The organism is Staphylococcus sp. T93 (genome assembly GCF_016743875.1).
In the GTDB taxonomy this organism is placed as follows: Bacteria; Bacillota; Bacilli; order Staphylococcales; family Staphylococcaceae; genus Staphylococcus; species Staphylococcus aureus.
In genome coordinates this window covers 1,043,543-1,057,542 of sequence record NZ_CP068247.1, presented here as the reverse complement: position 1 = coordinate 1,057,542, position 14,000 = coordinate 1,043,543, and the positions used below count along the sequence as shown (strand labels likewise).

The window sequence follows — 14,000 nt, the reverse complement described above, 5'->3', positions numbered from 1 at the left end:
TAAACTATATGAGTTAATTAAGAAAAGGAGAGATAGCTGTGGCCAAAAGAGATTATTATGAAGTTTTAGGCATTAGTAAGGATGCTTCAAAAGATGAAATCAAAAAAGCGTATCGAAAGCTTTCGAAAAAATATCATCCAGATATTAACAAAGAAGAAGGTGCAGATGAAAAGTTTAAAGAAATTTCTGAAGCCTATGAAGTTTTAAGTGATGATAATAAACGCGCAAGCTATGATCAATTTGGACATGATGGTCCACAAGGTTTTGGTGGACAAGGATTCAATGGCTCTGACTTTGGCGGTTTTAGTGGCTTCGGTGGCGGCGGTTTTGAAGATATCTTTAGCTCTTTCTTCGGTGGCGGCAGACAAAGAGATCCAAATGCACCGCAAAAAGGTGATGATCTTCAGTATACAATGACATTAACATTTGAAGAAGCGGTATTTGGTACAACAAAAGAAATTTCAATCCGTAAAGATGTAACATGCGAAACATGTCATGGTGATGGTGCAAAGCCTGGAACAAGTAAAAAGACTTGTAGTTACTGTAATGGCGCTGGTCATGTAGCTGTAGAACAAAACACAATTTTAGGTAGAGTTCGTACTGAACAAGTTTGTCCTAAATGTAATGGAAGTGGTCAAGAATTTGAAGAAGCTTGTCCAACATGTCACGGAAAAGGTACTGAAAATAAAACAGTTAAATTAGAAGTGAAAGTACCTGAAGGTGTCGACAATGAACAACAAATTAGATTAGCTGGTGAAGGCTCTCCAGGCGTGAATGGAGGACCTGCTGGTGATTTATACGTAGTATTTAGAGTTAAACCATCTGAAACATTTAAACGTGATGGTGATGATATTTATTACAAATTAAATGTTAGCTTCCCACAAGCAGCTTTAGGCGATGAAATAAAAATACCAACATTAAATAATGAAGTTATGTTAACAATCCCTGCTGGTACACAAACAGGTAAGCAATTCCGCTTAAAAGAAAAGGGTATAAAAAATGTTCATGGCTATGGATACGGAGATTTATATGTTGATATTAAAGTAGTAACGCCTACTAAATTAACAGATAGACAAAAAGAACTAATGAAAGAATTTGCCCAATTAAATGGTGAAGAAATTAATGAACAACCTTCGAATTTTAAAGATAGAGCAAAAAGATTCTTTAAGGGAGAATAAAGTATGAACTGGACAGAGCTTTCAATTATTATTAATCATGAAGCAGTAGAATTGGCTACCAATATACTTGAAAATCATGGATCAAATGGTGTCGTGATAGAAGATTCAGATGATTTAATTAACCAACCAGAAGATAAATACGGTGAAATTTACGCTTTGAAAAAAGAGGATTATCCAGATAAGGGAGTAAGATTGAAAGCCTATTTTAATGAAATGACTTATGATGATAAGTTGCGACAGCAAATTAAAGATGAGTTATTAAATTTAGATGAACTTGATCAACATAACGTTCAATTCAGTGAGCAAATTATTGCAGAGACGGATTGGGAAAATGAATGGAAAAACTATTTCCATCCATTCCGAGCGTCGAAGAAGTTCACAATAGTTCCTAGTTGGGAAACATATGCTAAAGAAGCGGATGAAGAGCTTTGCATTGAGCTCGACCCAGGTATGGCTTTTGGAACAGGTGATCATCCGACTACAAGTATGTGTTTGAAGGCAATAGAAACATATGTATTGCCACAGCATTCAGTAATTGATGTTGGTACTGGCTCAGGTATATTAAGTATTGCAAGTCATCTAATCGGTGTAAAACGTATTAAAGCGTTGGATATTGATGAAATGGCAGTGAGTGTAGCTAAAGAAAACTTCAGAAGAAATCATTGTGAAACGTTAATTGAAGCTGTTCCAGGTAACTTATTGAAAGACGAAACAGAAAAATTTGATATTGTAATAGCAAATATTTTAGCGCATATTATTGATGAAATGATTGAAGATGCTTATAATACTCTAAATGAAGGCGGTTATTTTATTACTTCTGGTATTATAAAAGAGAAGTATGAAGGTATACAGTCACATATGGAGCGTGTAGGTTTTAAAATTATTTCAGAACAACATGACAACGGTTGGGTTTGTCTTGTTGGCCAGAAAGTGAGTGAATAATGTGCAACGTTATTTCATAGACCAAAACGCTGATGTAAGTCAGCGTTTTTTTATTACAAAAAAAGAAGATATTCATCATATAACAAATGTAATGAGATATGATGTTGGTAGTAAAATTATTTTAACTTTTAATGATCAAACAGTTTATTTATGTGAAATTGCTGACATAACAAGTGATAAAATTGAAGTTGATTTAAAAGAAAAACAAAATATTAATACAGAATTGCCAGTTGATGTTACGATTTGCAGTGGACTAATCAAAGCTGACAAATATGAGTGGTTGCTACAAAAAGCTACTGAATTGGGTGCTTCATCATTTATAGCTGTGAGCATGGAACGTTCAATTGTTAAATTAAACGAGGCAAAAGTTGCCAAAAAGATAGAGCGTTGGCAAAAAATAATTAAAGAAGCTGCTGAACAAAGCTATCGTTTAGTGATTCCATCTATTCAATTCGAGTCGAATTTAAAATTAATTTGTGATACTATTGATAATTATGACTATATTCTTATTGCATATGAAGAGGAAGCAAAAGATGGTGAGTTAAGCAATTTCAAGCAAACTTTACAACAATTCAATGCTCAGGATAAAGTGTTGATGATTTTTGGTCCTGAGGGTGGTTTGTCAGAAAATGAAATTTCATTATTTAGTAATACTAGTACAGTTGTTGGTCTTGGGCCGAGAATTTTACGGGCAGAAACTGCGCCATTGTATGCGTTAAGTGCAATAAGTTATGAAAAAGAATTAATGGGGTGAATATTTATGTCAACAGTTGCGTTTCACACATTAGGTTGTAAAGTAAACCATTATGAAACTGAAGCAATCTGGCAATTATTTAAAGAAGCAAACTATGAGCGCGTTGACTTTGAAGCGAATGCTGATGTATTTGTTATTAATACTTGTACAGTAACGAATACGGGTGATAAAAAAAGTCGTCAAATAATTAGACGTGCAATAAGACAAAATCCTGATGCTGTAATCTGTGTAACAGGTTGTTATGCGCAAACTTCATCAGCTGAAATTATGGAAATTCCTGGTGTCGATGTAGTAGTTGGTACACAAGATAGACATAAACTATTAGGTTACATTGACGAATTCCGTAAAGAACGCCAACCAATTAATGGTGTTGGAAATATCATGAAAAATCGTAAATATGAAGAATTAGATGTCCCTTATTTTACAGATAGAACACGTGCGTCATTAAAAATTCAAGAAGGTTGTAACAACTTCTGCACATTCTGTATTATTCCATGGGCTCGTGGCTTAATGCGTTCAAGAGATCCGGAAAAAGTAGTTGAACAAGCGACGCAACTAGTGAATTCAGGATATAAGGAAATTGTATTGACGGGAATTCATACAGGTGGATATGGTCAAGATTTAAAAGATTATAACTTGGCCCAATTATTACGTGATCTTGAAACGATTAATGGATTAGAACGAATTCGAATTTCTTCAATTGAAGCAAGTCAACTTACAGATGAAGTAATTGACGTTTTAGAACGTTCAACAAAAGTTGTGCGTCATTTGCATATTCCATTACAATCTGGTTCAGATACAGTATTAAAACGTATGAGACGTAAGTATACAATGGATAGATTTTCAGAACGATTAACAAAATTGCATAAAGCTTTACCAGACTTGGCAGTTACGAGTGATGTAATTGTTGGTTTCCCAGGTGAAACTGAAGCTGAGTTCCAAGAAACATATGATTTTATCGTAAAGCATAAGTTCTCTGAACTGCATGTTTTCCCTTATTCTCCTAGAATTGGCACGCCAGCTGCAAGAATGGATGACCAAATTGATGAAGAAATTAAAAATGAACGGGTGCATAAGTTAATTACGCTAAGCAATCAACTCGGAAAGTTATATGCGTCTAAATTTGATCAAGATGTGCTTGAAGTAATTCCTGAGGAACAGGGTGACACAGAAGGTACATTAGTTGGATATGCAGATAATTATATGAAAGTACAATTTGAAGGTGACGAATCACTCATAGGTCAAATTGTAAAAGTTAAAATTACGCAAGCAAATTATCCATTAAATGAAGGGCAAGCAATTAAAGTTGTTGATTTCGCAACAAATAAATCTGATAGAGAAGTTTTAGTTTAAGTATTCCTTGATTCATACCATATGGTTCCGTATTAAAGATATAGGTTTTGTAACGTTGTTTTAACGGCTTCACAATTTACTATATAAGCAACTCTTCTCATTAAATAAATTATTAAGAGATTTTTAGAACAAAATCTAAAAGTCTTTGTGATTTTGATGTGAAATATGTTTCAAATAAAAAACAATTTACTAATTGACCATAAATTACAGATATATTATACTTATAAATGCATAGTTTTACTGTGCAATTGACTATAAAGTTCCGTTGATATTTGGAGGGAGGGAAATACAGATGTCTAAAACAGTAGTACGTAAAAATGAATCACTTGAAGATGCGTTACGTAGATTTAAACGTTCAGTTTCTAAAAGTGGAACAATCCAAGAAGTACGTAAACGTGAATTTTACGAAAAACCAAGCGTAAAACGTAAAAAGAAATCAGAAGCTGCACGTAAACGTAAATTCAAATAATTAATACCTCTGTTGACTCCCTCAACACGAATATTAATTATATAAAACAAACATCACAAGTTAGTGTCTGACACTAATATGTGATGTTTTTTTGTTGTCAATTTTTAATTAAAAAAAGTTATATAGTTTATAAATAATCAAATTGATATTCTATAGGTTCTTATAACTATAAAGTATATTCAATTTCATGTATAATTAATGTGAGGGCGAGGTGAAATTGTGAGTTATAATAATTTTTTACAAATGACAACTATCTTGGAATCAACGGCTGGAGATACTTGGGTTGAACAAGTTAGCAATATAATTGTTCAACCTATTTTTACGTTAATATTAACCTGTTTGACATTCTTAGGATTTGTATATCAACTTTACTCTAAAAAAATCAATGCAGCTGGTATTATCGCCACATTATCATTACTTATTTTATTTTTGGGATTTCTAATCCAAGGAAATGTCAATATGCATTCTATCTTAATATTCTCAATTGGCGTTATATTAGTTGTAATTGAATTATTTGTAGTTGGTGCAGTAATTGGTATTATTGGCATGATACTGATAACTATAAGCATAACAACGCTCGGTGATAATTTGCTATTTATGCTTGCGAATGTTATCGTTGCCTTGATTTTAACGATTGTAGAATGGGTGATATTAGTGAAGATTTTCAACAGAAAGATTCCGTTTTTGGATAAAGTTATCTTAAAAGATTCAACTAATTCTGAGTCAGGTTACAATTCTCATGATAACCGCTCGCACCTCGTAGGAAAGACTGCTCAAACAGTTACAGATCTTCGACCTGCAGGGATTATTTTTTGTGAAAATGAACGTATTGATGCTGTTTCAGATGGCAACTTTATTTTGCGCAATAAAACGGTAAAAATCCTTGAAGTTGAAGGAACAAGAGTAGTTGTGAGGGAAGTAGATTAATTAAAAGGAGCGATACCATGTTTAGTTTAAGTTTTATCGTAATAGCAGTTATTATAGTAGTTGCATTACTTATTTTATTCTCATTTGTACCCATTGGTTTATGGATTTCAGCGTTAGCAGCTGGCGTTCATGTTGGTATAGGTACATTGGTTGGTATGCGTTTACGTCGTGTATCTCCAAGAAAAGTTATAGCGCCATTAATTAAAGCGCACAAAGCAGGACTAGCATTAACAACAAACCAATTAGAATCGCATTATCTAGCAGGAGGAAATGTTGACAGAGTTGTTGACGCTAATATTGCTGCACAACGTGCTGACATTGATCTTCCTTTCGAACGTGCTGCTGCAATTGACCTTGCAGGACGTGACGTATTAGAAGCGGTTCAAATGTCTGTTAATCCTAAAGTCATTGAAACACCATTTATCGCAGGTGTAGCAATGAACGGTATTGAAGTGAAAGCCAAAGCTCGTATCACAGTTAGAGCTAATATTGCTCGACTTGTTGGTGGTGCTGGTGAAGAAACAATCATCGCACGTGTTGGTGAAGGTATCGTTTCAACAATTGGTTCTAGTAAGCATCATACAGAAGTACTTGAAAACCCAGATAATATTTCTAAAACAGTTTTAAGCAAAGGTTTAGATTCAGGTACTGCATTTGAAATTTTATCAATTGATATTGCTGACGTTGATATTAGTAAAAATATTGGTGCAGACTTACAAACTGAACAAGCATTAGCAGACAAAAATATTGCACAAGCAAAAGCTGAAGAACGTAGAGCTATGGCTGTAGCAACTGAGCAAGAAATGAAAGCGCGTGTACAAGAAATGCATGCTAAAGTAGTTGAAGCCGAATCTGAAGTACCATTAGCTATGGCTGAAGCATTACGTTCAGGTAATATCAGTGTTAAAGATTATTATAATTTGAAAAATATCGAAGCTGATACAGGCATGAGAAATGCAATTAATAAACGAACTGATCAAAGTGATGATGAGTCACCTGAACATTAAGTCGAGAGGTGATTAAATGAGTGTCGGTATTCTAATTTTTGTCATATCAGTGATCATTTCTATCATTACTACTATGCGCGAAAATAGTCATAAAGATAGACAAAATCAAAAGCCACCTCAAAAAACATCTACCGATAATGAACCAAAAAAAGGTGGCTTTTTTGAAGAAATTGAGCGAACGTTTAAAGAAATAAGTGAAGAATTAAATGAAGAAGAAAAGAAATCATCGAAACGAAAATATGATGATACGTTACCACCTTTATTCGATGAACTTCCAAAGGAAGAGCCTAAATCGAAACCTGTTGTAGAACCTATGGCACCTAAAAAACAACAAGAAACAAAACCGATGACAGAGAAACCAATCACAGTGCCTAAAGCAGAACCGGTGGAGCAGAAACATAGACCTTCTAGACAAGATAATTCTGACGAAATTAGACGTCAATTAGAAAAATCACTTAGAGATGATATTAAAACGATTCGTACTGACATTGATAGAGAAAAAGAAAAGCAAATTGCTAAAATGGAAAAACGTGCTAGAGATATTATTGAGGATAAATACTTATCTGAACGTACAAAACGTTTGAAATTAAAGCAGCTGCTTAATTCTCAAAATGTCGAAAAAGATTTGACTAAATCAGCGTTCCAATTTGATAAAGATGAAGTAATCAATGGTATGATATGGTCAGAAATTTTAGCTAAACCAAAACAATTATAAAATTTTTTGAAAACAAGCACTATCGTAATGGTAGTTGCTTGTTTTTTTACGTTAAGGAAAATTAAAAAACAAAGAGAATTTTTCGAGAAATATTAGTTATTTAAATTACAGCAAAAAATTGATTAGTCTAAAATTGAATCTGCTTTTATGACAAGGTGAAAAGTATAAATGATTATTTTAAATTAAAGAAAAATGAGTAAGTCAATGCAAAGATGTTTAAATCAATCAATTGCATGATATAATTAAGTAGATATTAAAGCATCATAGAATGAATATAAATGATATATGAAAAGGAGCGCGTGTATGCCTGGAATTATACAAATAGACGATATGAACCAATCTCAAGCTTTAATTGGAAATAATGATGAACATTTAAAAGCAATTGAAGAGAGTTTCGATGTTGTCATCCATGCAAGAGGACAAGAAGTTGCCGTTAAAGGTACAAAAATAGAAAACGTAGAAAAAGCGGAATCAGTATTAATCAATTTGCTGAAGGTTATTGATTTAGGTAATAATATTACAATTAAAGATGTTGAAGCAGCTATTAAAATGGCGCATAATAACACAATTCAACATCTGTTAGATTTATATGATGAAGAGATAACTAAAGATGCATTTGGTAAGACGATTCGTGCGAAAACGATGGGGCAACGTATATATGTTAATGCCATGAAAAATAATGATTTAGTATTTGGTATAGGTCCTGCTGGTACAGGTAAGACATTCTTAGCTGTAGTTTATGCAGCAAAGCAACTCCGTAAAGGTGCTGTTAAACGTATTGTATTAACAAGACCTGCTGTTGAAGCAGGAGAGTCACTTGGATTTTTACCAGGAGATTTGAAAGAAAAGGTAGATCCATATTTAAGACCTTTATATGATGGTCTATATACTGTTCTTGGGCGTGAACAAACAGAGCGATTTATTGAAAGAGGCATTATCGAAATAGCGCCACTTGCATATATGCGCGGACGAACATTAGAAGATGCATTTGTAATTCTTGATGAGGCGCAGAATACGACACATGCGCAAATGAAAATGTTTTTAACAAGACTAGGTTTTGGCTCAAAAATGGTAGTTACTGGTGACCAAACTCAAATCGATTTACCTAAAGGTGTTAAAAGTGGACTTAAGGAAGCGGTCAGTAGGTTACACAACGTTAAAGGTATAAGTATATTGAAATTAGATCAGAGCGATGTAGTCAGACATCCATTGGTAAGTAAGATCATTGAACATTATGAAGGAGAGAATTAAATGTTTACGATAGATTTTAGCGATCACACAGGCTTAGTTAAAGATGCTTGGTATAAACAAATTGAAGATTTATTAGAATTTGCTAAAAAAGAAGAGCATATAGAAGACGATGCTGAGCTTTCTGTTACATTTGTAGATAAACAAGAAATACAAGAAATTAATCGAACATATAGAGATAAAGATAAAGTTACAGATGTAATCTCATTTGCTTTAGAAGAAGATGAGCCAGAGATTGATTTTAGTGGTCTTGATATACCACGTGTTTTAGGGGATATAATTATCTGTACGGATGTAGCGCAAGAACAAGCAAACAATTACGGACATTCTTTTGAACGAGAATTAGGATTTTTAGCATTACATGGATTTTTGCATCTATTAGGTTATGATCATATGACTGAAGCGGATGAAAAGGAAATGTTTGGTCGACAAGATACAATATTAAACGCATATGGATTAACACGAGACTAATTATGAAAAGGTTTAAATATGCACTTGATGGGCTGAAAATCTTAATTCAAAAAGACTATAAATTTCTTTTACATGTGTTTGCAATGATTGTTGCTATTGTCTTTGGTCTCGTACTAAATATTAATCGGATTGAGTGGATATTTATACTCATTGCTATTGCATTAGTTCTCACTGTTGAAGCTTTAAACACTGCTATTGAATATGTTGTCGATTTAGTGACCGTTGAATATCATGATTTAGCTAAATACGCTAAAGATATTGCGGCTTTTAGTGTACTTATAGTTTCAATATTAGCATTTATTATAGGTTTAATAGTATTTTTACCACATTTTATAGCGTTATTTTAGGGAGGCATATATGAGTTATCAACCTCATTATTTTCAAGAAGTTAGAAAAGCACAACAAGAATCATATTCGCCATACAGTCAATTTAAAGTAGGGGCTTATTTAAAAACGAAAGACGGTAGAACTTTTTATGGTACCAATGTAGAAAATGCTTCTTATCCATTATCGATATGTGCTGAACGAGCTAGTTTGGTATCGGCAATTTCTCAAGGATACAGACCAGGTGATTTTGAATCAATAACTGTAACCGTAGATGCAGATAAACCGTCATCACCTTGTGGTGCATGTCGTCAAGTTTTGAAGGAATTATGTGATGATGATATGCCTGTGTATATGACAAATCATAAAGGAGATATGGTTATGATGACAGTCGCAGAGTTACTACCATTTGGATTTTCAGGAAAGGATTTAGAATAAATGACAGAACATAAATCAGGATTTGTTTCAATTATAGGTAGACCAAATGTAGGAAAGTCAACATTTGTTAATAGAGTGATCGGCCATAAAATAGCAATCATGTCCGATAAAGCTCAAACAACTAGAAATAAAATTCAAGGTGTTATGACAAGAGATGACGCGCAAATTATATTCATTGATACGCCAGGTATTCATAAACCTAAACACAAATTAGGTGACTATATGATGAAAGTCGCTAAAAATACATTATCTGAGATAGATGCAATCATGTTTATGGTTAATGCCAATGAGGAAATTGGACGAGGCGATGAATATATTATAGAAATGTTGAAAAATGTTAAGACACCAGTATTTTTAGTATTAAATAAAATAGATTTAGTGCATCCAGATGAATTAATGCCAAAGATTGAAGAATATCAAAGTTATATGGACTTTACAGAGATTGTACCTATTTCAGCATTAGAAGGGCTAAATGTCGATCATTTTATTGATGTTTTAAAGACGTATTTACCCGAAGGACCTAAATATTATCCAGATGATCAAATTTCAGACCATCCTGAACAATTTGTAGTGGGTGAAATCATTCGTGAAAAAATCCTTCATCTTACAAGTGAAGAAATCCCTCATGCGATTGGTGTTAATGTGGACCGTATGGTTAAAGAAAGCGAAGATCGTGTTCATATCGAAGCAACTATATATGTTGAAAGAGGTTCGCAAAAAGGAATTGTCATTGGAAAAGGCGGTAAAAAGTTAAAAGAAGTAGGAAAACGTGCGAGACGTGATATAGAAATGCTTCTAGGCTCTAAAGTTTACTTAGAATTATGGGTCAAAGTTCAAAGAGACTGGCGAAACAAAGTTAACTTTATTCGCCAAATTGGTTATGTTGAAGACCAAGATTAATCTTAAAAGTGGTGAAGATAATTGTTAATGCGCCAAAAAGGGATTATCATCAAAGCAGTTGATTATGGTGAATCTGATAAAATTATCACGATTTTAAATGAGCATGGTGCAAAAGTACCACTTATGGCAAGACGTGCTAAAAAAGTTAAGACGGGTTTACAAGCGCAAACGCAATTGTTTGTTTATGGTTTGTTTATTTACAATCAGTGGCGAGGTATGGGAACGTTAAATTCTGTAGATGTTATTAGTCAACATTATAAATTACAAATGGACCTTTACGTAAGCAGTTATGCCGCTCTGGCAGCTGAAACTATTGAGCGCTCAATGGATGAAGGTGACATTGCACCATATAACTATCAATTATTACAATTTGTTCTTGAAAAAATAGAATCAGGTACATCTGCACAGTTAATGTCAGTCGTAGTTATGTTAAAGTGCATGAAACGATTTGGTTTTACTGCATCATTTAATCGCTGTGCTGTGAGTGGTAATGACACACAAGCAGATTTAATAGGTTATAGTTTTAAGTTTGACGGTGCGATTTCAAGGCAAGAGGCTTCTAAAGATGTACATGCAGTTATATTATCGAATAAAACACTATATTTATTAGATGTATTACAAAAATTACCGATAGATAAAATGAATTCATTGAATATCCATCAAGAAATTATTGATGAAATGTCAGATATCATTTTAATGTTATATCGTGAATATGCAGGTATGTTTTTTAAAAGTCAGAAACTAATCAACCAATTAAAAAGATTGGAACAATAACATAAAATAATAAAAGGTATTCAAGTAGCCACATAGATGTGTTTATTTGAATACCTTTTTGAATAGAAAAGAGATACTGGCAATTTTACTAACCAGTATCTCTTTTTATAAATTATATAGCCACCACATATGGTGGAAAGTCTTTTTAATTAGAATTTTGTTTTTTCAGTTAAGAAAGCTTCTAACTCTGAGATTGGCATACGAACTTGTTCCATTGAATCTCTGTCACGTACTGTAACTTGATTATCTTCTAATGAATCAAAGTCGAATGTTACACAATAAGGTGTACCGATTTCATCTTGACGACGGTATCTTTTACCGATAGATTGTGATTCATCGAAATCGATTGAGAATTTAGAACTTAATTGCTCAAAAATCTTAATCGCTTCGCCAGATAATTTCTTACTTAAAGGTAAAATCGCTGCTTTATATGGTGCTAATGCAGGATGGAAGTGTAAAACTGTACGTGCATCTTTACTACCTTCAACGCCTTCTTCATCATATGCATCACATAAGAAAGCTAATGTTACACGATCTGCACCAAGTGATGGCTCGATACAATATGGAATATATTTTTCGTTCGTTTCTGGATCATGGTATCTGAAATCTTCACCAGAGTGTTCAGCATGTTTACGTAAGTCGAAGTCTGTACGACTTGCGATACCCCATAACTCACCCCAACCAAATGGGAATTTATATTCAATATCAGTTGTTGCATTTGAGTAATGAGATAATTCATCTTCATCATGATCACGTAAACGCATATTTTCACTGCTCATATTTAAGCTTGTTAACCAGTCACTTGCAAAAGTTTTCCAATAATTTTGCCATTCGATTTCTTCTCCAGGTTTACAGAAGAATTCAAGTTCCATTTGTTCAAATTCTCTTGTTCTGAAAATGAAGTTACCTGGAGTGATTTCATTACGGAATGATTTACCAATTTGACCGATACCAAATGGTAATTTTTTACGCATTGAACGTTGCACGTTTTTATAGTTTACAAAAATACCTTGTGCTGTTTCAGGACGTAAGAAAATTTCATTTGTAGAATCTTCAGTTACACCTTGGAATGTTTTAAACATTAAATTGAATTGGCGAATTTCAGTCCAGTTAGCAGTTTTACTTACAGGACAAACAATACCTTCATCGTCAATAATTTTTTTCATTTGTTCAAAACTTAAACCATCGGCAATGAAGTTTTCATCACCTTTAACATCTTGCATATAATCTTCAATTAATTTATCAGCGCGATATCGAATTTTACTATCTTTATTATCAATCATTGGGTCGTTGAAGTTGTTTAAGTGTCCTGAAGCTTCCCATACTTTTGGATTCATTAAGATTGCAGCATCGATACCAACGTTAAACGGTGATTGTGTAATGAATTTTTGCCACCAAGCTTTTTTAACATTATTCTTTAATTCAACACCTAAAGGACCATAATCCCATGTGTTTGATAAACCACCGTAAATATCACTACCAGGGAACACAAAACCTCTGTGTTTTGCTAATGAAACAATTGTATCCATATCTTTTGCCATAATTACCTCTCCTCATACATGAAAACGCCCCATGGAAAATAACAGCATAGTAAATATGCTTTACTTCCATGGGACGAGTTAATATTTTAAATTGTATATAATACAAAATAAGTTACGTATTTAACCCGCGGTTCCACCCAAATTAGTGTAGTCACTCGCTTTTATTTTAAAATGATTCGTTGCGCCAATCTTATTGTTAAGCTTACACTATCCTTAACTCGCTGTACGTTTATTCTAATTGATAGATTATTTAAAGGCAAGTAAAATTAATGTGTTTGTGACATGAAAGAAATATCGGTATAATAATAGGTGAATAAAAAAGGGGTGAAGACCTATAGAACTCAGTCAAAGACAAGAACGAATCATCGAAATTGTTAAAACTAAAGGACCCATTACTGGTGAACAAATAGCAGATAAGTTGAATTTAACAAGAGCAACGCTTAGACCAGATTTAGCGATATTAACAATGTCAGGTTTTTTAGAAGCGCGTCCCCGAGTTGGATATTATTATTCAGGTAAATCAAAAGGCAAATTTTTTAATGAAAAACTTCGACAATTTGAGGTTAAGGACTATATGTCTCAACCTGTTGTGCTAAGAGAGAATACAACAGTTTATGACGCTATTTGTACAATTTTTTTAGAAGATGTAAGTACATTATTTATTATTAATGAAGATAACGATTTTGTTGGTGTGTGTTCAAGAAAAGATTTATTAAGAGCTTCAATGATTGGAGCAGATATTCATAAAGTACCTATCAGTGTAAATATGACACGTATGCCTAATGTCACTTATTTAGAGGAAAGCGAATTAGTCATATACGCAGCAGATAGAATGATTGAAAAAGAAATTGATTCGATTCCAATTGTAAGAAAAAAAGATAATCAAAAGTATGAAGTAATTGGAAGAATTTCCAAAACAACAATAGCTAAGTTATTAGTAGCATTATATAAAGAATAGG

Annotated in this window: 16 protein-coding genes; 15 read left to right on the top strand and 1 reads right to left on the bottom strand. The window is 33.2% G+C overall.

Annotation, left to right across the window (positions count from 1 at the left end; all coding sequences use genetic code 11):
- The first annotated feature begins 38 nt into the window (after positions 1-38).
- The 14 genes from dnaJ to recO all read left to right on the top strand — a co-directional run bounded on the left by dnaJ (position 39) and on the right by recO (position 11,500).
- Entirely contained in the window at positions 39-1,178 is a 1,140-nt protein-coding gene (gene dnaJ, locus JG553_RS05090; protein ID WP_001119021.1) for a molecular chaperone DnaJ, read from the top strand.
- A gap of 3 nt (positions 1,179-1,181) precedes the next feature.
- Positions 1,182-2,120, top strand: coding sequence for a 50S ribosomal protein L11 methyltransferase (prmA, locus tag JG553_RS05085; RefSeq protein ID WP_001104611.1), 939 nt, complete (start codon positions 1,182-1,184; stop codon positions 2,118-2,120).
- A 1-nt stretch (position 2,121) separates the two neighbouring features.
- On the top strand, positions 2,122-2,874 hold the full coding sequence (locus tag JG553_RS05080; RefSeq protein ID WP_001190128.1) for a 16S rRNA (uracil(1498)-N(3))-methyltransferase: 753 nt from the start codon (positions 2,122-2,124) through the stop codon (positions 2,872-2,874).
- A gap of 6 nt (positions 2,875-2,880) precedes the next feature.
- Positions 2,881-4,227: a tRNA (N(6)-L-threonylcarbamoyladenosine(37)-C(2))-methylthiotransferase MtaB gene (gene mtaB, locus JG553_RS05075; protein ID WP_000108667.1), complete on the top strand. Its 1,347-nt coding sequence runs from the start codon at positions 2,881-2,883 to the stop codon at positions 4,225-4,227.
- A gap of 292 nt (positions 4,228-4,519) precedes the next feature.
- Positions 4,520-4,696, top strand: a complete 177-nt coding sequence (rpsU, locus tag JG553_RS05070) for a 30S ribosomal protein S21 (protein ID WP_000048060.1) — start codon at positions 4,520-4,522, stop codon at positions 4,694-4,696.
- Positions 4,697-4,939: 243 nt separating this feature from the next.
- Positions 4,940-5,623 (top strand): NfeD family protein, encoded by a 684-nt coding sequence (locus JG553_RS05065; RefSeq protein ID WP_001802667.1) that lies wholly within the window; start codon positions 4,940-4,942, stop codon positions 5,621-5,623.
- A 17-nt stretch (positions 5,624-5,640) separates the two neighbouring features.
- On the top strand, positions 5,641-6,630 hold the full coding sequence (gene floA, locus JG553_RS05060; RefSeq protein ID WP_000492114.1) for a flotillin-like protein FloA: 990 nt from the start codon (positions 5,641-5,643) through the stop codon (positions 6,628-6,630).
- Positions 6,631-6,646: 16 nt separating this feature from the next.
- Complete coding sequence (locus tag JG553_RS05055; RefSeq protein WP_000110603.1) at positions 6,647-7,345, top strand: SPOR domain-containing protein; 699 nt, start codon at positions 6,647-6,649, stop codon at positions 7,343-7,345.
- Positions 7,346-7,648: 303 nt separating this feature from the next.
- The gene (locus tag JG553_RS05050) at positions 7,649-8,596 is read left to right on the top strand and encodes a PhoH family protein (protein ID WP_001117767.1); all 948 of its coding nucleotides are present in this window, start codon (positions 7,649-7,651) and stop codon (positions 8,594-8,596) included.
- Positions 8,597-9,064: an rRNA maturation RNase YbeY gene (gene ybeY / locus JG553_RS05045; protein ID WP_000494134.1), complete on the top strand. Its 468-nt coding sequence runs from the start codon at positions 8,597-8,599 to the stop codon at positions 9,062-9,064. It begins immediately after the preceding gene.
- Between the two features lie 2 nt (positions 9,065-9,066).
- Positions 9,067-9,411 carry a diacylglycerol kinase family protein gene (locus tag JG553_RS05040; protein WP_000819532.1) on the top strand — a complete coding sequence of 115 codons (345 nt, stop codon included), beginning with the start codon at positions 9,067-9,069 and terminating at the stop codon, positions 9,409-9,411.
- A 10-nt stretch (positions 9,412-9,421) separates the two neighbouring features.
- Positions 9,422-9,826: a cytidine deaminase gene (gene cdd, locus JG553_RS05035; RefSeq protein ID WP_000121875.1), complete on the top strand. Its 405-nt coding sequence runs from the start codon at positions 9,422-9,424 to the stop codon at positions 9,824-9,826.
- The gene (gene era, locus JG553_RS05030; protein ID WP_000134766.1) at positions 9,827-10,726 is read left to right on the top strand and encodes a GTPase Era; all 900 of its coding nucleotides are present in this window, start codon (positions 9,827-9,829) and stop codon (positions 10,724-10,726) included. It begins immediately after the preceding gene.
- Between the two features lie 27 nt (positions 10,727-10,753).
- Positions 10,754-11,500, top strand: coding sequence for a DNA repair protein RecO (recO, locus tag JG553_RS05025; protein WP_001548963.1), 747 nt, complete (start codon positions 10,754-10,756; stop codon positions 11,498-11,500).
- Between the two features lie 149 nt (positions 11,501-11,649).
- Here the strand turns inward: recO and JG553_RS05020 are convergent, their stop codons facing one another.
- Entirely contained in the window at positions 11,650-13,041 is a 1,392-nt protein-coding gene (locus JG553_RS05020) for a glycine--tRNA ligase (RefSeq protein WP_001030080.1), read from the bottom strand.
- A gap of 334 nt (positions 13,042-13,375) precedes the next feature.
- Here JG553_RS05020 and ccpN point away from each other — a divergent pair, with 334 nt between their 5' ends.
- Positions 13,376-13,999: a transcriptional regulator CcpN gene (gene ccpN, locus JG553_RS05015; RefSeq protein ID WP_001789866.1), complete on the top strand. Its 624-nt coding sequence runs from the start codon at positions 13,376-13,378 to the stop codon at positions 13,997-13,999.
- Position 14,000 lies beyond the last annotated feature (1 nt).

Excerpts from the sequence above, each read along its gene's own strand:
- prmA (WP_001104611.1), top strand. The coding sequence starts at position 1,182 with ATGAACTGGACAGAGCTTTCAATTATTATTAATCATGAAGCAGTAGAA.
- mtaB (WP_000108667.1), top strand. The coding sequence starts at position 2,881 with ATGTCAACAGTTGCGTTTCACACATTAGGTTGTAAAGTAAACCATTAT.
- rpsU (WP_000048060.1), top strand. The coding sequence starts at position 4,520 with ATGTCTAAAACAGTAGTACGTAAAAATGAATCACTTGAAGATGCGTTA.
- JG553_RS05065 (WP_001802667.1), top strand. The coding sequence starts at position 4,940 with ATGACAACTATCTTGGAATCAACGGCTGGAGATACTTGGGTTGAACAA.
- floA (WP_000492114.1), top strand. The coding sequence starts at position 5,641 with ATGTTTAGTTTAAGTTTTATCGTAATAGCAGTTATTATAGTAGTTGCA.
- JG553_RS05055 (WP_000110603.1), top strand. The coding sequence starts at position 6,647 with ATGAGTGTCGGTATTCTAATTTTTGTCATATCAGTGATCATTTCTATC.
- JG553_RS05050 (WP_001117767.1), top strand. The coding sequence starts at position 7,649 with ATGCCTGGAATTATACAAATAGACGATATGAACCAATCTCAAGCTTTA.
- ybeY (WP_000494134.1), top strand. The coding sequence starts at position 8,597 with ATGTTTACGATAGATTTTAGCGATCACACAGGCTTAGTTAAAGATGCT.
- JG553_RS05040 (WP_000819532.1), top strand. The coding sequence starts at position 9,067 with ATGAAAAGGTTTAAATATGCACTTGATGGGCTGAAAATCTTAATTCAA.
- cdd (WP_000121875.1), top strand. The coding sequence starts at position 9,422 with ATGAGTTATCAACCTCATTATTTTCAAGAAGTTAGAAAAGCACAACAA.
- era (WP_000134766.1), top strand. The coding sequence starts at position 9,827 with ATGACAGAACATAAATCAGGATTTGTTTCAATTATAGGTAGACCAAAT.
- recO (WP_001548963.1), top strand. The coding sequence starts at position 10,754 with ATGCGCCAAAAAGGGATTATCATCAAAGCAGTTGATTATGGTGAATCT.
- JG553_RS05020 (WP_001030080.1), bottom strand. The coding sequence starts at position 13,041 with ATGGCAAAAGATATGGATACAATTGTTTCATTAGCAAAACACAGAGGT.